The organism is Sphingomonas sp. (assembly GCF_024508665.1).
Lineage (GTDB): Bacteria > Pseudomonadota > Alphaproteobacteria > Sphingomonadales > Sphingomonadaceae > Sphingomonas.
The window spans coordinates 48,768-69,630 of sequence record NZ_JANINP010000006.1 but is presented as its reverse complement, the minus strand read 5'-3'; the positions used below and the strand labels follow the sequence as shown (position 1 = coordinate 69,630).

Here is a 20,863-nt window from a genome sequence, read left to right as displayed (position 1 = left end):
TTGGACGCGACCGGCACGCGATCGTTTCGAGCGGTCCTTGCCGGTTGCGGTCTGACCGCGCTCGTCGGTGCCGGTGTGGCGCTGCGCGGTGTGTCCACGCCGATCTATTCGGCAAGCGTGGCCGAAGCCGGCAGGCTTCATGCGCAATGGTGCACTGCGGATGCCCGGATCGATGACGCCGCGGGAGCGCGCTATCAGGCGCTCTTCACCGAGCATTATCCCTGGAAGGATACGGGTCTTGGCCTGATCCTCGGCGCGGCGGCACTGGCGATCCTCGCTGTGACGTTGCGGAGGACCGCGGGAGAAGGACGGCCATGGCTACGCACGCCTTCGGCGCGATGGCCATTCCTGGTACTGGGACTAGCGGTGATCGCGCTCGGAGAGGTGGTCACCGCCTACAGCTTCATGACGGACGCTTATCGTCTGTATCTTCCCGCCTGCGCCGATTCCTGGGGCATTCCCGTTACCCTATCGATCTATTCCACCTTGGTTATCACCCCGGCCCTGCTGGTTGCCGGAATCGTGTTGACCCTGATGTTCGGGAAGCTGCCGGTGCCGCTCGACCAATGGGATAGGACGCGGCCGGTGCGATCATGGTTCGTCACGATCGTGTTCGCCTTGCTCATCCTGTCAGTGGCGGCGGTCGGGATCGCCAGTCTGCCCACGACGACCAGTGGGTGGATCCTGCCGACCGTGCTCGCGTCATACTTGTTAGCCGCCACGCGTGCGGCGCTTCTCGCGCCACGCCGGGAAGGGCGGCTGGTGTCCACCGGCCTTTCGACTCTCGCCGGGCGTTGACGGAGCTTGTCGGGGAGGGACGGCCATCTCCGCGCTGGCGCCCGCCACCCCACAGGTCTAGAAAACGCTCGCCTTGCCGCCCCCAGCAACGTCCTTCGGAGAGTCGTCCATGCGCCTGCCGCTTCGCCTTCTTCCCCTTTCGCTCGCCGCGATCGCCATGCCCGCCGTCGCGGCGCTGTCGACCGGTGCCGCCGCGCCCGATTTCACCACGCGCGGCGCGATCAATGGCAAGGTCTTCCGCCTGCATCTTGCCGATCAGCTCAAGAAGGGGCCGGTCGTGCTGTACTTCTTCCCGGCGGCCTACACGTCGGGCTGCAATGCCGAGGCGCACGAATTCTCCGAGCATATCGACGAGTTCAAGGCCGCCGGTGCGACCGTGATCGGCATGTCGACCGACGCCGTGCCGACGCTGGTCAAATTCTCGACCGAGAAATGCGCGGGCAAATTCCCGGTGGCGAGCGCGGGGCCGCGCATCGTCAGCGCTTATGATGTCGCGCTCGGCAAGCAATTCACCGATCCCAAGACCGGCAAGGCGCGCGATATCACCAACCGCACCAGCTATGTGATCGGCCGCGACGGCAAGATCCGGTTCGTCCATTCGGACCTGTCCTACGTCGACCACGTCAAGCTGACGCTCGAAGCGGTCAAGGCGCTGAAATAGGGCGTTCTGCGCGCTCGCCCCAAGAAACGCGCTCGAAGTTGACGGTGATTCCGCCTCCCTCTTCGTCATGCGGGGCTCGTCCCGGCATCCACCGTGGTACCTGGCCAACGGCCGCTGGGTGCGCGGCACGGTGGATGCCGGCACAAGGCCGGCATGACGGACGATGCTGATTGGGCGGTTCCGGCTCCTATCAGTGGTTCAATGCATATGCGATCCTGGGGTTCGAGGAAACTGGGATGCGCTGAATATCGCCGAAGCGGACGGTACCCGAGCGACTACCTATCTGATAGGTTCGAAAACGCGATCTTAGCCTATCGCCTGTAGCTCCATGCCGTCGCCCAAGCGCGATTTTGGCAAGGGGAACGGACGGTGGCGAGCGCCGTAGACAATTCATCCAAGGCGTCGGATCGGCTCTATGCCGCGATCGGCGAATTCCTCGCGCGGCACCGCCTGAGCGTCGACCCGGTGCATTATGCATTTGCGCACAAAGTGTTGAGCGATCAACGCGGGCCGCTGGCGGCCGAGGTCGCGCGGATCACCGACGGCGGCGTGCGGCTGAGCTCGCGCGATATCGAAGAGCTTGGCGGCCGGGCGGTGATGGGCGCTCCGGCAAGTGTCGGCGGTGATTCGGCCCCCAACCTCTCCTCGCCGCCGCAACTCACCGTCGTCGCAGACAATACCAAGGCGCAGTCGCTGGTCGCGCGGGCACAGATGCAGGTCGAGGATTTCGGCGACACGGTGCGCGCGATGCACGCCGATACGCGCGGGTTCGGCCAGGATTTGCGCGCCTCGCGCGATGCGATCCGTGCCTCGCGCGATACCAGCGCGATCGACGAGGTCGTGCGCATGGCGAGCTCGATGCTCGACCGCGTCTCGTCGGCCGAGGCCCGGCTGCAGGAAGCGACGCACGAGGCCGACCGGCTCCGCCGCGAGCTCGAACTGGCGCGCGACGATGCGCGCCGCGACCCGCTGACCGGCCTGCCCAATCGTCGCGCGTTCGAAGATGCCTATGCCGCGGCCGTGACCAGCAGCGACCCTGTCTGCGTCGCGATCTGCGACGTCGACAAGTTCAAGTCGGTCAATGACCGGTTCGGCCATGCGGTCGGCGATCGCGTGCTCAAGGCGATCGCCGAGGCGTTGCGCACGGGCTGCGACGAGCATCTCGTCGCGCGCTATGGCGGCGAGGAATTCGTCGTGATGTTCACTGGGCTGAGCCCTGACGACGCGCTATCCACGCTCGAAGGCGCGCGTGCAGCGGTCGCCGCCAAACGCTACCGCCTGCGCGAAACCGACGCTCCACTCGGGGCCGTAACCTTCTCCGCCGGGCTGACGCTGGTCGAGCCGGATGACACGATCAACTCCGCCATGGGCCGCGCCGATCGCCTGCTCTACGCCGCCAAGGAAGACGGTCGCAATTGTATCCAATCGGATCGGTGATTTTTGCCGACATGTGGCAGAAATAGCCGATCCGGATACGTGAAAAGCGCCACTTATCGCTTTTCGAAAATTTCAAATGTCCTATAATCAATAACTTATAAAACTGGCACACTCCCTGCAATCGTGTCGGCATGGTCGTCGGATGGTCCGATAGCCATCCAAGATAGGGAGTTAAGATCATGTCGGTACGTTTCGCTTCGGCTCAGCAGGTTGCGGTTTCGGTGTTCAGCGCGCTCGTTTGCACCATGGTTCTCGTCAACGCCGCCACCTCGTTCGTCCCGGTCGCCTGACCGGGACGCACCTCCTCCGCGGCGAGCGGGAGGGGGTCAGGCAAGCCAGCTCGCCAACCGGCGGCCGCGATAGGGCGGCCGCGCCGGGGCCGGGAAGCGGCCCCTTCTTTTTGCCTCAGCGTCCGAGCAGGAAGGTCAGCGGAATTGCGACCCGTGCCTGCCAGGCGCGTTCGCTATGCTCGGCACCCGGAAACGCCCGGCTGACCCAGGCACCGCCACGCGATCCCGCCGCGGCGTCGAGCTTGCGCTGGTACGGCTCGATCGATCCGTCATTGGTCCCGGTGCCATAATCGAAATAGAGCCGCGCGGTCCGGGGCGGCAGATGCGCCTCGAACCAGCGTTCGGCAAAGCCGTCGCCGATCGGCCAGGAGGTCGACAGGCACGCCGCCGCGCCGAAGATCCTGGGATAGCGGACCACTGCATAAGCCGAGATCAGCCCGCCCATGCTCGATCCCATCAGCATGGCGTTTTGGGCGCCGCGTAACGTGCGGTAGCGGCGGTCGATCAACGGCTTGAGCTCGGTGGCGAGGAACCGGACATAGGCGTCGCCGACAATCCTGGCGCGCTCGACCGGTAGCTTTTTGAACAGGTCGGCCGAACCCGGGTCGCCCTTCGTACCCGCCGCCGGCACAGCGGCCTGCGGCATATATTCGCCCAGCCGGTTGTCATTATTCCACACCGCGACCAGGATCGCCGGCCGCACCTTGTTCGCCGCGATCAACCGATCGAGCGCGCGATGCACTTCCCAGCTCTTGCCCGAAAAGGGCGACGGCGTGTCGTACACATTCTGTCCGTCATGCAGATAGAGCACCGGATAGCGCCGCTTCGATGTGGCGTAGCCGGGCGGCAGCCAGACCTGCACGGTCCGCGCGGGAACGAATTTCGACTGGACGGTGATCGGCGGCTGCAGTCCGTCCGCCGGATCGGCGAGGGCCGGGCTTGCGACGAGCGCAAGGACGAACGCGAGGATCAGGCGGATCATAGGCGCATTGATCGCCTGGCCGTCGTTCCCGTCAACCTATTCCGCTGCCAGCGCTTCCTGGCGTTCCTGTGCCTGGCGTGCCCACATATCGGCGTAGAGGCCGTTCTTGCGCAGCAATTCGGCATGGGTGCCGCGCTCGGCGACCAGGCCGTTTTCGAGCACGACGATCTGGTCGGCATGGACCACGGTCGACAGGCGGTGGGCGATGACGATCGTCGTGCGCCCGCGTTCGATAGCCTGGAGCGTGCCCAGGATCTCGGCCTCGGTGCGGCTGTCGAGTGCGCTGGTCGCTTCGTCCAGGATCAGGATCGGCGGGTCCTTGAGCAGGGTGCGCGCGATCGCCACGCGCTGCTTCTCGCCGCCCGACAATTTCAGACCACGTTCGCCGACCCGGGTTTCGTACTGATCGGGCTGGCGCTCGATGAAGCTTGAGATCGCCGCGCCCTTGGCGGCGCGTACGATGTCTTCCTCGTTCGCGCCTTCACGGCCGTAAGCGATATTGTAGCCGATCGTGTCGTTGAACAGCACCGTGTCCTGCGGGACGATGCCGATCGCGGCGCGCAAGCTTGCCTGGGTGACGTGGCCGATATCCTGGTCGTCGATCGTGATCCGCCCGCCGGTCAAATCGTAGAAACGGTACATCAGCCGCGCGAGCGTCGACTTGCCAGCGCCCGACGGCCCGACCACTGCCAACGTCTTGCCTGCCGGGATATCGAGATCGATGCCTTTCAGGATGTCGCGCCCCGGCTCATAGCCGAAATGCACGTCCTCGAACCGGATATGGCCGCGGTCGATCTTGAGCGGCTGCGCGTCGGGCGCGTCGACGATTTCGGCGCCGGTATCGAGCAAGTCGAACATCGCCGCCATGTCGACCACGCCCTGCCGGATCGTGCGATAGACCATGCCGAGCAGGTCGAGCGGCCGGAACAACTGGGTCAGCAAGGTCGAGACGAACACGACGTCGCCGGGCGAGAAACGACCATGCGCCCAGCCCCAGGCGATGAACACCATCCCGCCGCCGAGCATCAAATTGGTGACCAGGGCCTGGCCGATATTGAGCCAGGCAAGGCTGTTCTCGCTCTTGACCGCGGCATTGGCATAGGCGCCGACCGCGGCTTCGTAGCGCCTCGCCTCGCGCTCCTCGGCACCGAAATATTTGACCGTCTCGAAGTTGAGCAGCGAGTCGACCGCGTGTGCCACCGCGCCGGTGTCGAGGTCGTTCATCCGCGTGCGCAATGCATTGCGCCAGTCGGTCACCACGCGGGTGAAGCCGATATAGACGACGATCATCACCAAGGTCGCCACGTCGAGCCACACGCCGAAATTCGACCAGAAGATCTGCATGACGAAGCAGAGTTCGAGCAGGGTCGGCGCGATGTTGAACAGCAGGAAATAGAGCATCGTGTCGATGCTCTTGGTGCCGCGCTCGACGACCTTGGTCACCGCGCCCGTGCGCCGTTCGAGGTGGAAGCGAAGAGACAATTGGTGGAGGTGGCGGAACACGGTGGCGGCGAGCTGGCGGGTCGCCTCCTGGCCGACGCGCTCGAACACGACGTTGCGCAGATTGTCGAACACGACGCCCGACAGCCGCCCGGCGGCATAGCCGATCACCATCAGCATGACGAATTGCGGGACGTTGGCGACGCCCCATTCGTTGCGCCCGGCCATCGCGTTGACCGCGTAGCGAAGCGCATAAGCGGTGACATAGACCTGCACCACCTTCGACAGGACGACGAAGGTCATCGCGACGACGATGCGCAGCTTCAGACCGGGGGCATCGGCGGGCCACAGATAGGGGAGGAAACGCCGAAGCGTCGGGATCAGCGGGCGATCCTTGGTCGGCGGAAGTTCGGCGGGCGGCATCGTCGCTTTATGTAGGGTGCCGCGGGCGTTCAGGGAACCGTCGTCGTCGCCCAAGGATTATAGACGCGACGGAGGAAGACATGGGTTCTGTATTCTACGTCATCGCGATCATGGGCTGCGGCGATGGCCAGACGCAATGCGCGCAGCAGCGGATCGAGCCGGTCCGGTATTACAGCGCGGCGCAATGCCGGGCGGCGATGCCCGCGGCGCTGATCCGCAACACCGATATCGATTTCCCGACGGTTACCGCGGCGTGCCGCCAGGTCGGCCAGTCGATGGCCGACAACAATAAGGCTCAGGCGCGCCGCAGCTGAACTGGCGCGAACCTCGCCGCGCCGATAATGATTGCCCCCGGAACAGCCAGGGGATGTCATGCGCAGGATTGTCGGAACCATCGTCGGGCTGGCGATTGCCATCGCGCTGATCGATGGCGCCTGGGAGCTCGCCGAACGCTGGTTCCCCGCCGCGATCGCGCCTGACGCCAGCGCGCAGGAAATGCTTGCGCGCTTCGTCATGGCGATGCCGCTCGCCGGTCAGATAATCATCGCGATAGGCTGGCTGCTCGCCGGGTTGGTGGGTGCTTTCGCCGCGCTGCGGATCGGTCAATGGCGACCGGCTGGATGGATTGTCGCACTCATATTGGTGGCCGACGGGGTATGGAACCTGACCCAGCTGACGCAACCCTTGTGGCTCCAGGGCGCCACCCTGATCCTGCCCCTCGCCGGCATGTGGCTCGCCGAGTGGCATTTTCACCGCGCTCGGCCGGGTGATCCCTTAATCAACTAATTCGGCGTCCGCGCCGCGGCGGATCGGTAGCGACCAGCGGATCTGGTCGCGCAGCATCGCCTCGAGATCCTCGGCGCCGACATTGTGCGCGGCGGCGCGCTTCCTGAGCAAGGTCAGCAACAGCCCCGCGCGCGTCGGCGGCGGCGCCGGTTCGGCACGGCCGCGCTGCAAGGCACGTGAGAACTTCACGGACAATTTCGTCATAATGGGTAAGCTAGGCTGTCGGGCTTGCCGAGTCCTGACCGAGCAGGGTTTACGCAGGGCTAACCGCGCGGCCGCCGCCACAGATCCGCATCGCGCGGCGCGACGGGATAAAGCCGGTTGCGCTGCACCGCCTGGCCGAGCGCCCGCGCGATCCAGCCGAGCTTGGCGGCCGCCGAGGTGCCGGCGCGATGATCCCAGGCATGGTCGCCGCGCGCCGCGACCTCGCGGCCGATCGCGCCATAGATGCCCGCCGCCGCCAGCACGGCCCAGGCCGATCGCAGGCTGAGTCGCCGCGTGCCGATACGCGCGCTCGCTTCGAACGCCGCCGCGCGATCGACCAGGCGCCGCGCCAGCACCGTCAGGCGGGGACGGAAGGGCGGCTTCATGTGCTGTCCGGGCGGTATGTCCATCTCCGCCAGCCACTCCTGGGGCAGATAGCAGCGCCCGCCGCGATCATCTTCCTCGATATCGCGCGCGATATTCGCCAGCTGGAACGCCATGCCCAGGTCGCAGGCGCGGTCGAGCGTGTCCTCGTCGTCGGGCGAGACCCCCATCGCGATCGCCATCATGCAACCGACCGCGCCGGCGACATGGTAGCAATAGCGATAGAGATCGTCTTCGCTGCGCGGCCGCCAGTCTTCCAGGTCGAGACGAAATCCCTCGATCAGGTCATGCGCGAACCGGCGCGGCAGCCGCGTTTCGGCGGCGACGATGCGCAGCGCGTCGAACGCGGGATCGCCCACCATCTCGCCGGCCAGCGCGGCATCGGTCATTGCGCGGATCTGCGCCAGCCGCGCGGCGGGGTCGGGAACGACGGAGAGATCGTGGCCGAATTCCTGTCCATCGGCGAGGTCGTCGCAGCGCCGGCACCAGGCATAAAGCAGCCAGGCACGCTCGCGCGTCTTGCGGTCGAACAGCAGGGACGCGGCGGCGAAACTTTTCGAGCCCCGGGCGATCGATTCTCGCGCGGTCGCGACGATCGCCGCGCGGCTGGGACGCTCGCCGCTCGCGCTCATGTCCTCGTCCGTCCACGTCGGGCGAAGGACGAGGCGCTCACAGGTCCTTCGCGCCGATCTGCCCGATCGTGGTGGCGGGCTGGAACGCGGCCATCTTGTCGAGCAAGTCGGGCAATGTGTCGGCCACGATCAGCAGTTCCCGGTGCTGCGCCCGCACGAATCCGACCCGCGCCATCGTTTCCCAGAATTCGATCAGCCCGTCATAATAGCCGTCGAGATTGAGCAGCCCGACCGGCTTGGCGTGATAGCCGATCTGTGCCCAGCTCAGCGCTTCCCACAATTCGTCCATCGTGCCCGTGCCACCAGGCAGGGTGACGAAGCCGTCGGACAGATCGGTGAACGCCTGTTTGCGCTGGTGCATCGTGCCGACGACATGGAGCTCGGTCAGGCCCTTATGCGCGACCTCGGCGGCGACCAGGGCTTCAGGAATGACGCCGATCACTTCGCCTCCCGCCGCCAATGCCGAATCGGCGACCGCGCCCATCAGGCCGAGCCGACCACCGCCATAGACCACGCCGATCCCGCGTTCGGCCAATGTGCGGCCGACTTCGCGAGCGTTCTCGACATAGCGCGGATCGCTCGGCGAGGCGGAGCCGCAATAGACGGCGAGACGGTTCATCACTTTAGCCCCTCCCCTTCAGGGGAGGGGTTGGGGTGGGGCCTATCCACTGGCGAAGCGCTTGCCGCACTGCCCCACCCCCGACCCCTCCCCTGAAGGGGAGGGGCTTCTTGCGTTGCACTCATCACTTCTGCTCCAGCATCAATTTGGCGGTCGCCTTGGCGCTCATCACCACGCCGGGAATGCCCGCGCCGGGATGGGTGCCGGCGCCGACGAAATAGAGGTTGGGTATGTTGGCGTCGCGATTGTGGACGCGGAAAAAGGCGGACTGAGTCAGGATCGGCTCGAGGCTGAAGGCGCTGCCGAGATGCGCGTTGAGGTCGTGCGCGAAGTCCGACGGCGCGTAGCTGAACTTGGTGACGATCCGCTCGTGAATGTCGGGGATCAGCCGCGCGCCGATCTCGTCGAGGATGCGCTTCTCCAGGATCGGCCCGATCTCCGCCCAGTCGACCGGGAACTTGCCGAGATGCGGAACGGGGGCGAGCGCGTAAAAGGTCGAATGCCCCTCGGGCGCCAGGCTGGGATCGGTCACCGTCGGGTGATGGAGATAGAGCGAGAAATCCTCGGCCAGCACGCCATGGTCGTAGATGTCGGCGAGCAATTCGCGATAGCGCGGCCCGAACAGGATCATGTGGTGCGGAATGCCCGGCCAAGCGCCCTTGATGCCGAAATGGACGACGAACAGAGAGGGCGACCAGCGCTTGCTCTCGAGCCGGCCGACGCGGCGTTGCGCGCTGCGCGATCCCGCCAGCAGGTCGCGATAGGAATGCATCACGTCGGCATTGGTCGCGACCGCATCGGCCTCGCCCGACCAGCCGCTCGCGGTGGTGATGCCGGTCGCGCGATCGCCGAGCGTCTCGATCCTCGCCACCGGATCGCCCAGCCGCAAGGTGCCGCCCAGCCGCTCGAACAAGGCGACCATGCCGGCGACCAGTTTGTTGGTCCCGCCGCGCGCGAACCACACGCCGCCATCGCGCTCGAGCTTGTGGATCAGCGCATAGATGGCGCTGGTGGTCATCGGATTGCCGCCGACCAGCAAGGTGTGGAAACTCAGCGCCTGGCGCAGCTTCTCGTTCTTCACGAAGCCCGAGACCACCGAATAGACCGATCGCCACGCCTGATAGCGTATCAATGCGGGGGCGGCGGCGACCATCTGGCCGAAATCGAGGAACGCGGCCGAGCCGAGCTTCTCATAGCCTTCGCGATAGACGTTGCCCGAATAGTCGAGAAAGCGGCGATATCCAGCGACGTCGTCGGTATTGAGCCGGGCGATCTCGGCATGGAGCTGGGCGTCGTCGTTCGAATAATCGAAGCTGGTGCCGTCGCGCCAGTTGAGCCGATAGAAAGGCATGACCGGCATCAATTCGACGTCGCGCGCGATGTCCTGCCCGGTCAGTGCCCATAATTCGTGGAGCGCCGCCGGATCGGTGATGACGGTCGGCCCGGCATCGAAAGTGAAGGTGCCGGCGTCGGTTGGCCGTTCCCAGAAATAGGCACGGCCGCCGGGCTTGTCGCGCGCCTCGACGATGGTCGTCGCGACTCCGGCCGATTGCAGCCGGATCGCCAGTGCGAGCCCGCCGAAGCCGGCGCCGACGACGATCGCGCGCTTCATGCGTGCTGCCTGCGGATCGCGGCGATGGCGCGGCCGACCGGCACCGGGGGTTTGCCGCTCAGGATGCGGGCCTTGTCCATCACGCTCGATCGTCCCGCATAGAATCGTCCTATAAGGCCCGGACCGAGCCGGTAAAAGCGTTCAAGGATGCGATAACGCTCTTCGGGTTCGGCGGCGCGGAACAGCATCGCGTCGAGCGTACGGTAAAAAGCGCGGTCGGCCCAGGCGCCGCTCGCCATGCCATAGGTCAAGTCGCACAAAGCCGGGGTGGAAAGATCGCTTGCGCTGGCGATCCGCGCCGCCAGCCGTACCGCATCGGGCAGCGAATAGCCGGTGGTCGGATGGAACAGTCCGGCGCGGAGACCTGCCTTTGGCACTTTCGCGCCGCCCGCGCGCCAGAAAGCGTCGAAATCGCCGCCGATCGCGACCGGCAACGCGCCGGTTTCCTCGCGCGACACCGCTTCGGTCACCCAGCCGCGGCTCAGTGCATATTCGTGGATTCGGCCGGTCAGGGCATCGCGATCGATCGCCGGCGTGTCGCTGTAATAGGTGTCCTCGACGAACATCCGCGTCGCGGTGAAGGGCAGCGAATAGACGAAGCGATAGCCGTCGATCTGCTCGACCCTCGCGTCCATGATCGTCGGTCGCGTCACGTCGTGCGGCTCTGCCAACAGCAATTCGCGCCCGACGAATTTCTGCCAGCCGAGATCGAGCGCCGACATGTCTCCCGGCCCGCGTGCGTCGATAATGCCCTTAGCCTCGATCCGGTCGCCGTTCGCCAGCACGACCGCGGTGGTGCCGACCCCCAGCGCCTTCTGCGCGATCAGCTGGCCGGGGGCGAGGTTCGCGCGCACCACGCGATCGAAGCGTTCGGACTCGATCGAATAATAGCTTGTTTGAAGCGTTCGGGCATGCGCCGGAAAGGCGACTTCGTAACCACGCCAGCCATAGGAAACGAGCGGCGCGGCGAGCCAGCGGTCCTCTTTGGCGACGTCACGCTCGAAGAACGACCAGACATGGTCGCCGCCGATTTGCGGGCTCGCCTCGATCAGCCTGAGATCGAGGTCGGGGCGCTTCCTGCGCAACGCGAGCGCGATCAATCCGCCCGCCAATCCGCCGCCGACAATCGCTAGGTCACACTCAACTTGGCCTGCCATGACGAATCGCTACCCGTTTTGGTCGGGAGCGCAACCCATGGCGCGAGGCGTTTGAGCCCCGCGAACGAATCGCCTGTGGACAGATCGTGCTTAGAGAGTTTTTTGAAAACTCGCGGTAGAGCGAGTTTTAAGGCGGTGCCGGCCCGCCCCTCCACCCGACCTCCCATGGAATATCCTGATTGGGCGGTCGGGTGGGGGAGTGGGCCGGCACCGCGAAATGCGCCGCGGCGCATTTCCAAACGACCTCTCACGCCGCCTGGCGTAGCGGCATTTCGGTCGCCATCGCCGCGGCGACCGAGGGCCGCGCGCGCATCGCGGCGCGCCATGCCTTCAGCGCCGGCCAGCCCTCCAGGCTCAATCCGGCAAATTCGGTCCAGTTGAGCACGGCGAGCAGATAGGCGTCGGCGACCGAGAAGGTGTCGAGCAGATAGTTGCGCCCGGCCAGATGCGCTTCGAGCAGCCCGAAACGTTTGTCGACCAGTTCCCGCGACCAGTCGCGCGCACCCTCGGTCGAGTGCCGCGACATCAGCGGCGCGAACACGCCCTTGTGGATCTCGGTCGAGATGAAGTTGAGCCATTTGGTCAGCTCATAGCGCTCGCGCGTATAGGGCGGCGGCGCCAGCACGCCCTCGGCGGCGAGATCGGCGATATAGGTCAGCACCGCCGGCCCCTCGGTCAGGGTCACGCTGCCCGCTTCCATCGCCGGGACATAGCCCATCGGGCTGATCTCGCTGAAGGCGCGGCCGTCGGGCAACCTGCCGTCCGGTACGACCTGAATGAAATCGGCATCCAGTTCGGCTTCGTTGATCGCGATGCGAGTCGCCAGGCTGCAGGCGAAGGGAATGAAATAGAGCTTCATGACGATCCTCCTGGGGGCTTGTTTATTTTTGTACCAATCCGCATAAATAAATCCGACGTCAAGGATTCTTTGCAAGTTGGTACAAAAATCAGAAACCAGGCCGCGCCGCGGGCGGCCCCGGAGCTTTGATGCGGGAGAGGTGCTGGGCGCTGCTACCGAGCGCTTTCGGACGCGCGGCTATGCCGGCACCTCGCTCGACGATCTCGTCGATGCGACCGGCCTGCAGCGTCCCAGCCTCTACGCCGCGTTCGGCGACAAGCGCGCGCTCTACCTGGCGACGCTCGAGCGCACGATCGACCGCGCCGGGCGTGCCCTCGACCAGTTGATCGAGGCCGATCTGCCGCTCGAGCAGAGCCTGAAGGTGATGTTCCGCGCCGTGATCGACGGATTCCTGACCGGCGAGACCGGGCCGTCGGGTTGCATCATGGTGTCCACATCCGCCACGAGCGCGGTGGACGATGCCGAGATCCGTGCGCGGCTGGCGGCCTTTGTCGCGCTGGAGGACGGCAAGATCGAGCAATTGCTGACCGCGCGCGGCGACCCGCGTGCCGCGGCCCATGCGCGCGTGGCGACATCGGTGATCCACTCGCTCAGCGTGCGCGCCCGCGCCGGGGCCACGCGTGAGGAACTCGAGACTCTCGCCGCCGATTGCGTCGCATTGATCGCCGGGGCCGGGTGAGTCTCCTCTCCCGCTTATGGGAGGGCAACCGCATATGCATTGAGTCGCTGCGAGTGAGCTGAACAGTTTCAATCAGTATCAGCCGTCATGCCGGCCTTGTGCCGGCATCCACCATGCCGCGCTCCCAGCGGCCGTTGGTCAAGTACCACGGTGGCTGCCGGGACGAGCCCGGCATGACGAGCGGGGAAGCGGAATCGCGTTCAACTTCGGGCGGCACACTGCTGGAACGAGGACCGCGGAGAGCGGCAACGAGCCAGCCTGCACCATATGCGATTGTCCTCCCGCTTGCGGGAGGGGAATTGATCCCCGGTGACGGCGGTCGATCCTTGCCCTAGCGTCGGGACGTGATCCGCCATTCCCTCCCCGTCGATCGCCGTGCCTTGGTGGCCGCGATCGGCGCCGTCGCCCTGTTCGCCGCGATCGAAATCGCCTGGGGACGCCCGCCGATCTGCCCGTGCGGCCATGTCGCCTTATGGGCCGGCGACCCGAACAGTCCGGAGAACAGCCAGCAATTGAGCGACTGGTATTCGCTCAGCCACATCATCCACGGCTTCCTGTTCTATGGCCTGCTATGGTCGATGCTGCCCGGACGGCTGCGCCTCTGGGCGCTGCCGCTGGCGGTGATGATCGAAGGCGGCTGGGAATTGCTCGAAAACTCGCCGATCATCATCGACCGGTACCGCGCGGCGACGATCGCGGTGGGCTATTCGGGCGATTCGATCCTCAATTCGATGAGCGACATCGCCATGATGATGATCGGCTTCGCGATCGCGCGACGGTTGCCGGTTTGGGGAACGGTAGCGCTGGCGATATTCTTCGAACTGCTGGCGCTGGTGGTGATCCGCGACAATCTCACGCTCAACGTGCTGATGCTGGTCCATCCGGTCGACGCGATCCGGACGTGGCAGGCGGGCGGCTAAAGCCGTCCGGAGTCGCCGGAGCAAGCCGCCAACCGCCGATCGGGCCCGCTCAATAATAGCTGCCGGTCTTCAGGCATTTCTGCCAGTGCGACATCGCGCGCATGCGGCAGGTGCCGTCGGAGCACAGCGCCACATCGGCCTGGTATTTCTGCGCGCATTCCTTCCTGTCGCCCTTGCCGGCCATCGCCGCCGATGTCGTATCCGCCTTTGCGCTGGGCGGGCCGAGCAGGGCCTTCATCTCGGGCGAACTGGCATAATCCGCCGGGATGCGCCCGGCGGCGTCGCGAAGCGAGCGGCTGGCGCCATGCGCCAGCAACACCTTGGCCGCCTCGATGCGATCGCGCGACGCGGCGGTGTGGAGCAGGCCGGACCCGACATCGTCCTTCTGGTTGGCGCCGACGCAATCCTCCAGCAACAACGCCAGCTCGTCGGGATGGTTGTACCAGATGTCGTCGCGCGCCCTCAGGATCGGCCGCATCGCCGCCGACCGGCCGTTATTGGCGCGCTCCGCGACGACCGCCGCGCACGAGCCGTTCGCGCCGCCAGTCGCCGGCACCAGCCGGTCCGCGGGGCGTGTCGACACCATTGCCGGCGCCTTCATCGCCTTGGCCAGCACCGCCTTGACCATCGTGCCGGTGGCGACGTCATAGGGTTTTAGCCCGGCCGCGGTCTTCAGATTGGGGTTCGCACCGCGCGCCAGCAATGCATTGACCATCTCCAGATTGCCGGCGTCCGCGGCGGAGTGAAGCAGGGTATAGCCTTCCTCGCTCTGCATGTTGATGTCGAACTGGCCGCTATCGACGATCGCCAGCGCGTCGGCATTGTGCTTGATCGTGATGTCATATTGCGCGGTGACGAAGGGGTCCGCCTGGGCCCGCAATCCCGATGCCATCCCCGATCCGGCCAATGCGGCGACCAGCGCCCAACCCATCATCCGCTTCATCACCCGTCCCCCCGCTGTCAGTTATGCGCGGGATATGGACGCGATTTCAGCGGGCTGGCTTGGAATAAACTGACAAAAGCGAACCGCTCCGCGGGTCGATGGCGGCGGCGGGTTCAATCGCGAACGGCGATGGCGTACCACTGAGGCGTGACCATGCTTGCCGCCATTGCGCTGTCCGCCATCGCCATGACGCTGATCGTCGGCATTCGCTATCTGGCCACCAGCGGCGCCTTCGCGCTGGCGACGCGGGCGGTGCGGCCGGGCCTCTATGCCGGGCTCGACAAGCAAATCCGGCGAGAGATCGTCTGGAGCCTCGCGTCCGCGGCGATCTATGGAGTGCCTGCCGGCGTGGTCGCCTGGGGCTGGCAGAACCGCGGCTGGACCCGGATCTACACCGACCTCCACGCCTTTCCGCTCTGGTATCTGCCGCTATCGGTGCTGCTCTATCTCGTGGCGCACGACACCTGGTTCTATTGGACGCATCGCTGGATGCACCGGCCGGCGCCGTTCCGGCTGGCGCACGCCGTCCACCACGCCAGCCGCCCGCCCACCGCATGGGCGGCGATGGCGTTCCACCCGATCGAGGCGCTGACCGGCGCGATCGTCATCCCGGCGCTGGTCTTCGTGATCCCGATCCATATCGGCGCTTTGGCCTTTGTGCTTGGAATCATGACGCTTATGGGGGTGACCAATCACATGGGGTGGGAAATCTTTCCGCGCTTCCTGTGGCGGGGACCATTGGGGGCATGGCTGATCACCGCCAGCCATCATCAGCGGCATCATGCCGAGTATAGGTGTAATTATGGGCTCTATTTCCGCTTCTGGGATCGCCTTTGCGGCACCGACCGCGGGGTCGGTGCGTTCGCGCGCGGCGAACGCCGGCGCCCTGCTCGTGCTGGGGGTCCTGTTGCCGGCGGCGGCGCCGGTCGCCGGCCCGGCCGCCAATGAGTTCGGGAGTCTCGAGATCGATGTCGCCGGGATGCGCTCGGCGCGGGGCCTGATCCGCGTCTGCCTGACCGCCGACCCCAAGAACTTCCCCGGCTGCGTCGACGACAAGCGCGCCGTCACGCGATCGGTCCCGGCGGGTCAGCATATCATCCGGTTCGAGGGCCTGACCCCCGGCAATTACGCCGCGGCGCTGATCCATGACGAGAATTCCAATGCGAAGCTCGACACGCTGATGGGCATCCCACGCGAAGGCTTCGGATTCAGCCGCAACCCGCCGATCGGCTTCGGCCCGCCGCGCTTCACCGCCGCTCAGTTCGCGCTCGGCGCCGTTGCCGAAACGCAACAGGTGACGATGCGCTATATGCTTTAGTATCTGGCGCACGGACACAAAACGCCCGGGTGGCGTTGCTTTACCCAAACGTCATCCTGATCGGAGCCTGCCTGTGCGTCTTTTGCTGATCGTTCCCGCCCTGTTGCTCGCCGTCCCGGCTTTCGCCCAGGACGCCGGAGCCCCACCTCCTGCCGCTTCCGACCAGCTCGATACCGGCAAGGATAATGTCACCGTCGGTATCGGCGGCGTCTATATGCCGGATTACGAAGGCGCCGATCATTCCGGCTTCTCCGCCGCGCCTCTGGTGATCGGATCGGTGTCGGGATTCAATTTCCAGCTGATCGGCAACCGTGCCTCGATCGACCTCATCCCCAACAAGCCCGGCCCCAATTGGGACCTGCAGGCGGGGCCGGTCGCGGTGCTCGACCTCAACCGCTCGTTGCTGTCGTATATCGACGACCCCCGCGTCCGCGCGTTGGGCAAGCGCGACCGTTCGCTGGAAGTCGGCGGCTATGTCGGAATCGGCAAGACCGGCGTGATCACCAGCCAGTATGACCAATTGTCGGTCTCGGTCAGCTATCGCAAGGGCGTGACCGGCGCGCAGCGTGGCGCGATCTGGTCGCCGACGATCAATTACGTCACGCCGCTCAGCCGCAGGGCGGCGGTCGGGCTGTTCGCCTCGGCCGAACATGCCGACCGCAAATATGGCCGCGCCTATTTCGACGTCGACGCGGCGGGGAGTCTCGCCAGCGGCCTGCCCCAGTTCAACACCCGCGCCGGCTGGAAGAGCTGGTCGGTGGGCGGCTTTGCCACGGTGTCGCTGACCGGCGACCTGCTCCACGGGTTCAAGCTGATGGCCGGCGGCAGCTACAAGCGCCTGCTCAACGACTTCGCGGATTCGCCGATCGTCTCGATCGCCGGCAACCGCAACCAGTGGCTGGGCGGCGCGGGGATCGCGTATACTTTCTAGGGTGCGGGCGGCTTGTGATTGCGATCGCAATCACAAGACTCGCCGTGGCGGCCAGCGGCTGGCGCGAAGCGTCGGCCGTCTGACGTCGCGGTCCACCCACGCTATCGTCATGCCGGGCTCGTCCCGGCATCCACCGGGCGGCTAGGCCCGACCGTCGAACCGCTTGTCATGCGCTTGCGGCCCGATGGACCCCGGCACAAGGCCGGGGTGACGGTGGAATATCCGAACTTCAGGGAAATCGAACGCTCGGGTAGAGCACGGCTCGATCGTGGCACGCGTCAAATGCCGTTTCGAAACAACCGCCTTTCCTTCGCCGTCACAAGCGCCTAGCGTGTCGGGCATCCCCGGGGGACCGCTCTGTCGCGGTTGAGAGGGAGGCCGCAGCCTCCGACCCGCTGAACCTGATCCGGTTGAGACCGGCGGAGGGAGTGGGCGGCTTTCACTCGAAATCCGTGTCCTCGCTCCGACAATGGAGTGAGTATCCATGGCCGACATCCCAGCGCGTACCGAAATCGGCGTGACCACCGGTCCCATCCGGGGCAGCCGCAAGATCCATGTCGGTCCCTTGAAGGTCGCGATGCGCGAGATCGACCTCGAGCCCGGCTGCGGCGAGCCGCCGTTGCGCGTCTACGACACGTCGGGCCCGTACACCGACCCCAATGCCAGGATCGACATCCAGGCCGGCCTGCCCAATCTGCGCCGTCCGTGGATCGAGGCGCGCGGCGATGTCGAGAGCTATGACGCGCGCCACGTCCGGCCCGAGGATAACGGTCAGCTCGGCCCCGACCGGTCGGGCGGCGTCGAGCCTTTCCCCAATGTCGTCAAGCGTCCGCTGCGCGCCAAGCCCGGCATGAACGTGAGCCAGATGCACTATGCCCGCCGCGGCATCATCACGCCCGAGATGGAATATGTCGCCGAGCGCGAGAATCTGGGCCGTGCCCGCCTGGCGGAATATGTTCGCGACGGCCAGGATTGGGGCGCCGCCATCCCCGATTTCGTCACCCCCGAATTCGTCCGTGACGAGGTCGCGCGCGGTCGCGCGATCATCCCCAACAACATCAACCATCCCGAATCCGAGCCGATGGCGATCGGCCGCAACTTCCTGGTCAAGATCAACGCCAATATCGGCAATTCGGCGGTCGCCTCCAACGTCGCCAGCGAAGTCGACAAGATGGTCTGGGCGATCCGCTGGGGCGCCGACACCGTCATGGACCTGTCGACCGGCCGCAACATCCACGACACGCGCGAATGGATCATCCGCAACTCGCCGGTGCCGATCGGTACAGTGCCGATCTATCAGGCGCTGGAAAAGGTCGGCGGCATTGCCGAGGACCTGACCTGGGAAATCTTCCGCGACACCCTGATCGAACAGGCCGAGCAGGGGGTCGACTATTTCACCATCCATGCCGGCGTCCGCCTGCCCTACGTCCCGCTGACCGCCAAGCGCGTCACCGGCATCGTCAGCCGCGGCGGCTCGATCATGGCGAAATGGTGCCTGGCGCACCACAAGGAGAGCTTCCTCTACGAGCGGTTCGACGAGATCACCGAGATCATGAAGGCATACGACATCGCCTATTCGCTAGGCGATGGCCTCCGCCCCGGCTCGATCGCCGATGCCAATGACGAAGCGCAGTTCGCCGAGCTCTATACCTTGGGCGAGCTGACCAAGCGCGCCTGGGATCAGGACGTCCAGGTGATGATCGAGGGCCCCGGCCATGTGCCGATGCACAAGATCAAGGAGAATATGGACAAGCAGCTCGAGGCGTGCGGCGAGGCGCCTTTCTACACGCTCGGGCCGCTGACCACCGACATCGCGCCGGGCTACGACCATATCACCAGCGGCATCGGCGCCGCGATGATCGGCTGGTACGGCACCGCGATGCTTTGTTACGTCACGCCCAAGGAGCATCTCGGCCTCCCCGACCGCGACGACGTCAAGGTCGGCGTGGTGACCTACAAGCTCGCCGCCCACGCCGCCGATCTGGCGAAGGGCCATCCGGCCGCGAAGATGCGCGACGACGCCCTCAGCCGCGCCCGCTTCGAATTCCGCTGGCGCGACCAGTTCAACCTGTCGCTCGATCCCGACACGGCGGAGCAATATCACGACCAGACCCTGCCCGCGGAAGGCGCCAAGACCGCGCATTTCTGTTCGATGTGCGGGCCCAAATTCTGCTCGATGAAGATCACGCAAGAGGTGCGCGACTTCGCGGCGAAGCAGAATTCGGCGCCGGAGACGTTCATTGCCGCCGAGGAAGCGGAAGCCGGGATGGCGAAGATGAGCGAGCTGTACAACGAGACCGGGCGGGAGTTGTACATGGGTGCTGGCGGGCGGGAGCACGATTGAACGGAGCCGGCGGTCGTGATAGCTACTTAAGCGCTCAGTCTGAAGAGGATGACCGGTTGGTTGATGAGCCAAACCCGTGCGGCTGCGCTATTTGTGCATTGAAAATCAATTTCGCGATTGATCAGCACTTGCTTAGCGAAATTGAAAAGCAGAACTGCGTCATCTTCGCGGGAGCCGGAATTAGTACGGAGACTGGCGGCACTCATCCCAACACGCTGTATGAGACCATAAAATTTCAAGTCGGTGCGGATGGCAATCCGGAGTTCTGCGAGTTAGTGGATAAATACGAAGCCCAGCCCAACGGGAGGCAGAAATTTATCGAACTTGTGAGAGAACGATTCTCTTATATAGATTCGTTTAGAGACCTCCGATGGAGTGCAACCCGATTCCATCGGAAACTTGGAAATGCTCCCTATTTTAAAACGATAATAACTACCAACTGGGATAGATATTTTGAGAATTTGATCGAGGCTATCCCTTTTGTTTACGATAGTGATATCCCATTCTGGGATACCGCAAAGCGATCAGTCATTAAAATTCACGGCTCCATCGATAACTTTTCTTCCATTGTTGCATCTTCGGAAGATTATGATCAATGTGAAAGGCGTTTGCGAGAGGGCGCATTGGGCGCGGTCGTAAAGCAAATTTTTGCGACTAAAACATGCGTATTTTGCGGATACTCAGCAAAAGACAGTGATTTTCGTAGGATATTTAAAACTATCCGTGAAGGCCTTGGGCAGTTTGCTAGAGTCCACTATCTAATTTCTCCTTTCATATCGATGGAAGAAGCGGAAAGCCTGCGCGACGAGTTCGGAATTATTGCGATAAAGACCGACGCTGCTCATTTTGTCGACACCATAAAAGATCACATGTCGGAGAAGTTTTGTTTCGCAAAAGATGAAGTCTTCGAGAAAATCGACGAAATTTGGAATGAATTTCACGATATGCATCTTGATTTTGTGAAATCCTATCATCCAAAAAAACAGCCTCATTTGATTTTCGCCACCGCCTATCAGGATGGCGTGTTACATGCTTTAGAGCGTATCTTGGATCGCTCGATGACAGGAGAGTTTTCCGATCTTCACAACGTGCAGAGGCGGATAGCCGGCTACGATCTAAAAATCGCCGAGTACAGGAAGACGAAAAACTATTGGGACATAGCCTATTTTAGTGGCTATCAGAACGGTTTACTTCAGTTCGCGATCTTGAACTCCGACAACGTAGAAGTCGTACCAATTCCTGAATGCTTTCATCCCGGTCAGGGAGAGCTGTATCTCGACGAATTTAACGAGATCGTTCGGCCCACTCCCACAATACACAAGGCAGCTTTACGGGAAGCGAAAAAACGGACCGCATCTTTTGCCGAGGACGAGGACCTTGTCGTTCAGCATCTGGCGTGGGGATAGTCGATAGGGACCGAAGGAGGTGGCCGGCCGACCGCTTC

Annotated in this window: 21 protein-coding genes and 1 riboswitch; of the genes, 12 read left to right on the top strand and 9 right to left on the bottom strand. The window is 64.4% G+C overall.

Going from position 1 to position 20,863, the window contains the following annotated elements; translation table 11 throughout:
* The 3 genes from Q0L25_RS09110 (at nt 1) to Q0L25_RS09100 (ending at nt 2,896) form a co-directional block, all read left to right on the top strand.
* Nucleotides 1-798: a hypothetical protein gene (locus Q0L25_RS09110; protein ID WP_296613545.1), complete on the top strand. Its 798-nt coding sequence runs from the start codon at nt 1-3 to the stop codon at nt 796-798.
* A gap of 109 nt (nt 799-907) precedes the next feature.
* Nucleotides 908-1,459 (top strand): peroxiredoxin, encoded by a 552-nt coding sequence (locus Q0L25_RS09105; protein ID WP_066827766.1) that lies wholly within the window; start codon nt 908-910, stop codon nt 1,457-1,459.
* Nucleotides 1,460-1,828: 369 nt separating this feature from the next.
* The gene (locus Q0L25_RS09100; RefSeq protein WP_296613541.1) at nt 1,829-2,896 is read left to right on the top strand and encodes a GGDEF domain-containing protein; all 1,068 of its coding nucleotides are present in this window, start codon (nt 1,829-1,831) and stop codon (nt 2,894-2,896) included.
* Between the two features lie 405 nt (nt 2,897-3,301).
* Here Q0L25_RS09100 and Q0L25_RS09095 read toward each other — a convergent pair whose 3' ends face one another.
* Complete coding sequence (locus tag Q0L25_RS09095) at nt 3,302-4,168, bottom strand: alpha/beta hydrolase-fold protein (protein ID WP_296613540.1); 867 nt, start codon at nt 4,166-4,168, stop codon at nt 3,302-3,304.
* A gap of 36 nt (nt 4,169-4,204) precedes the next feature.
* The gene (locus Q0L25_RS09090) at nt 4,205-6,031 is read right to left on the bottom strand and encodes an ABC transporter ATP-binding protein/permease (RefSeq protein ID WP_296613538.1); all 1,827 of its coding nucleotides are present in this window, start codon (nt 6,029-6,031) and stop codon (nt 4,205-4,207) included.
* Nucleotides 6,032-6,111: 80 nt separating this feature from the next.
* Between Q0L25_RS09090 and Q0L25_RS09085 the strand changes: the two genes are divergently transcribed.
* Together Q0L25_RS09085 and Q0L25_RS09080 are read left to right on the top strand one after the other, a co-directional pair.
* Nucleotides 6,112-6,345 carry a hypothetical protein gene (locus tag Q0L25_RS09085; RefSeq protein WP_296613536.1) on the top strand — a complete coding sequence of 78 codons (234 nt, stop codon included), beginning with the start codon at nt 6,112-6,114 and terminating at the stop codon, nt 6,343-6,345.
* A 58-nt stretch (nt 6,346-6,403) separates the two neighbouring features.
* Complete coding sequence (locus tag Q0L25_RS09080; protein WP_296613535.1) at nt 6,404-6,817, top strand: hypothetical protein; 414 nt, start codon at nt 6,404-6,406, stop codon at nt 6,815-6,817.
* Here the strand turns inward: Q0L25_RS09080 and Q0L25_RS09075 are convergent.
* From Q0L25_RS09075 to Q0L25_RS09050, 6 genes are all read right to left on the bottom strand, one after another.
* On the bottom strand, nt 6,806-7,006 hold the full coding sequence (locus Q0L25_RS09075) for a hypothetical protein (protein ID WP_296613533.1): 201 nt from the start codon (nt 7,004-7,006) through the stop codon (nt 6,806-6,808). The two genes, Q0L25_RS09080 and Q0L25_RS09075, sit on opposite strands and share 12 nt — an antisense overlap.
* Nucleotides 7,007-7,080: 74 nt before the next feature.
* The gene (locus Q0L25_RS09070; RefSeq protein WP_296613532.1) at nt 7,081-8,037 is read right to left on the bottom strand and encodes a phytoene/squalene synthase family protein; all 957 of its coding nucleotides are present in this window, start codon (nt 8,035-8,037) and stop codon (nt 7,081-7,083) included.
* A 37-nt stretch (nt 8,038-8,074) separates the two neighbouring features.
* Complete coding sequence (locus Q0L25_RS09065) at nt 8,075-8,656, bottom strand: TIGR00730 family Rossman fold protein (protein WP_296613531.1); 582 nt, start codon at nt 8,654-8,656, stop codon at nt 8,075-8,077.
* Nucleotides 8,657-8,780: 124 nt separating this feature from the next.
* Nucleotides 8,781-10,268 carry a phytoene desaturase gene (locus Q0L25_RS09060; protein WP_296613529.1) on the bottom strand — a complete coding sequence of 496 codons (1,488 nt, stop codon included), beginning with the start codon at nt 10,266-10,268 and terminating at the stop codon, nt 8,781-8,783.
* Nucleotides 10,265-11,425 (bottom strand): lycopene beta-cyclase CrtY, encoded by a 1,161-nt coding sequence (crtY, locus tag Q0L25_RS09055; RefSeq protein ID WP_296613528.1) that lies wholly within the window; start codon nt 11,423-11,425, stop codon nt 10,265-10,267. Before crtY ends, Q0L25_RS09060 begins: the two co-directional genes overlap by 4 nt.
* 247 nt (nt 11,426-11,672) lie before the next feature.
* Nucleotides 11,673-12,284 (bottom strand): glutathione binding-like protein, encoded by a 612-nt coding sequence (locus tag Q0L25_RS09050; protein WP_296613526.1) that lies wholly within the window; start codon nt 12,282-12,284, stop codon nt 11,673-11,675.
* A gap of 139 nt (nt 12,285-12,423) precedes the next feature.
* Between Q0L25_RS09050 and Q0L25_RS09045 the strand changes: the two genes are divergently transcribed.
* Both Q0L25_RS09045 and Q0L25_RS09040 read left to right on the top strand, forming a co-directional pair.
* Nucleotides 12,424-12,963, top strand: a complete 540-nt coding sequence (locus Q0L25_RS09045; RefSeq protein WP_296613525.1) for a TetR/AcrR family transcriptional regulator — start codon at nt 12,424-12,426, stop codon at nt 12,961-12,963.
* A 380-nt stretch (nt 12,964-13,343) separates the two neighbouring features.
* Entirely contained in the window at nt 13,344-13,883 is a 540-nt protein-coding gene (locus Q0L25_RS09040; RefSeq protein ID WP_296615650.1) for a DUF2585 domain-containing protein, read from the top strand.
* Nucleotides 13,884-13,932: 49 nt separating this feature from the next.
* Here Q0L25_RS09040 and Q0L25_RS09035 read toward each other — a convergent pair whose 3' ends face one another.
* The gene (locus Q0L25_RS09035; RefSeq protein WP_296613522.1) at nt 13,933-14,826 is read right to left on the bottom strand and encodes an ankyrin repeat domain-containing protein; all 894 of its coding nucleotides are present in this window, start codon (nt 14,824-14,826) and stop codon (nt 13,933-13,935) included.
* A 153-nt stretch (nt 14,827-14,979) separates the two neighbouring features.
* Here Q0L25_RS09035 and Q0L25_RS09030 point away from each other — a divergent pair, with 153 nt between their 5' ends.
* The 5 genes from Q0L25_RS09030 to Q0L25_RS09010 all read left to right on the top strand — a co-directional run bounded on the left by Q0L25_RS09030 (nt 14,980) and on the right by Q0L25_RS09010 (nt 20,825).
* The gene (locus Q0L25_RS09030; RefSeq protein WP_296613520.1) at nt 14,980-15,774 is read left to right on the top strand and encodes a sterol desaturase family protein; all 795 of its coding nucleotides are present in this window, start codon (nt 14,980-14,982) and stop codon (nt 15,772-15,774) included.
* Nucleotides 15,719-16,144 carry a DUF2141 domain-containing protein gene (locus Q0L25_RS09025; RefSeq protein WP_367184110.1) on the top strand — a complete coding sequence of 142 codons (426 nt, stop codon included), beginning with the start codon at nt 15,719-15,721 and terminating at the stop codon, nt 16,142-16,144. The genes Q0L25_RS09030 and Q0L25_RS09025 overlap by 56 nt, the downstream gene beginning before the upstream one ends.
* Nucleotides 16,145-16,217: 73 nt before the next feature.
* Nucleotides 16,218-17,075, top strand: coding sequence for a MipA/OmpV family protein (locus Q0L25_RS09020; RefSeq protein ID WP_296613519.1), 858 nt, complete (start codon nt 16,218-16,220; stop codon nt 17,073-17,075).
* A gap of 335 nt (nt 17,076-17,410) precedes the next feature.
* A riboswitch (TPP riboswitch) is annotated at nt 17,411-17,521 on the top strand.
* Nucleotides 17,522-17,559: 38 nt separating this feature from the next.
* Complete coding sequence (gene thiC, locus Q0L25_RS09015; protein WP_296613517.1) at nt 17,560-19,419, top strand: phosphomethylpyrimidine synthase ThiC; 1,860 nt, start codon at nt 17,560-17,562, stop codon at nt 19,417-19,419.
* Entirely contained in the window at nt 19,416-20,825 is a 1,410-nt protein-coding gene (locus Q0L25_RS09010; RefSeq protein WP_296613515.1) for an SIR2 family protein, read from the top strand. Before thiC ends, Q0L25_RS09010 begins: the two co-directional genes overlap by 4 nt.
* Nucleotides 20,826-20,863: the final 38 nt, after the last annotated feature.

Excerpts from the sequence above, each read along its gene's own strand:
- Q0L25_RS09105 (WP_066827766.1), top strand. The coding sequence starts at position 908 with ATGCGCCTGCCGCTTCGCCTTCTTCCCCTTTCGCTCGCCGCGATCGCC.
- Q0L25_RS09095 (WP_296613540.1), bottom strand. The coding sequence starts at position 4,168 with ATGATCCGCCTGATCCTCGCGTTCGTCCTTGCGCTCGTCGCAAGCCCG.
- Q0L25_RS09090 (WP_296613538.1), bottom strand. The coding sequence starts at position 6,031 with ATGCCGCCCGCCGAACTTCCGCCGACCAAGGATCGCCCGCTGATCCCG.
- Q0L25_RS09085 (WP_296613536.1), top strand. The coding sequence starts at position 6,112 with ATGGGTTCTGTATTCTACGTCATCGCGATCATGGGCTGCGGCGATGGC.
- Q0L25_RS09080 (WP_296613535.1), top strand. The coding sequence starts at position 6,404 with ATGCGCAGGATTGTCGGAACCATCGTCGGGCTGGCGATTGCCATCGCG.
- Q0L25_RS09070 (WP_296613532.1), bottom strand. The coding sequence starts at position 8,037 with ATGAGCGCGAGCGGCGAGCGTCCCAGCCGCGCGGCGATCGTCGCGACC.
- Q0L25_RS09065 (WP_296613531.1), bottom strand. The coding sequence starts at position 8,656 with ATGAACCGTCTCGCCGTCTATTGCGGCTCCGCCTCGCCGAGCGATCCG.
- Q0L25_RS09060 (WP_296613529.1), bottom strand. The coding sequence starts at position 10,268 with ATGAAGCGCGCGATCGTCGTCGGCGCCGGCTTCGGCGGGCTCGCACTG.
- crtY (WP_296613528.1), bottom strand. The coding sequence starts at position 11,425 with ATGGCAGGCCAAGTTGAGTGTGACCTAGCGATTGTCGGCGGCGGATTG.
- Q0L25_RS09050 (WP_296613526.1), bottom strand. The coding sequence starts at position 12,284 with ATGAAGCTCTATTTCATTCCCTTCGCCTGCAGCCTGGCGACTCGCATC.
- Q0L25_RS09035 (WP_296613522.1), bottom strand. The coding sequence starts at position 14,826 with ATGAAGCGGATGATGGGTTGGGCGCTGGTCGCCGCATTGGCCGGATCG.
- Q0L25_RS09030 (WP_296613520.1), top strand. The coding sequence starts at position 14,980 with ATGCTTGCCGCCATTGCGCTGTCCGCCATCGCCATGACGCTGATCGTC.
- thiC (WP_296613517.1), top strand. The coding sequence starts at position 17,560 with ATGGCCGACATCCCAGCGCGTACCGAAATCGGCGTGACCACCGGTCCC.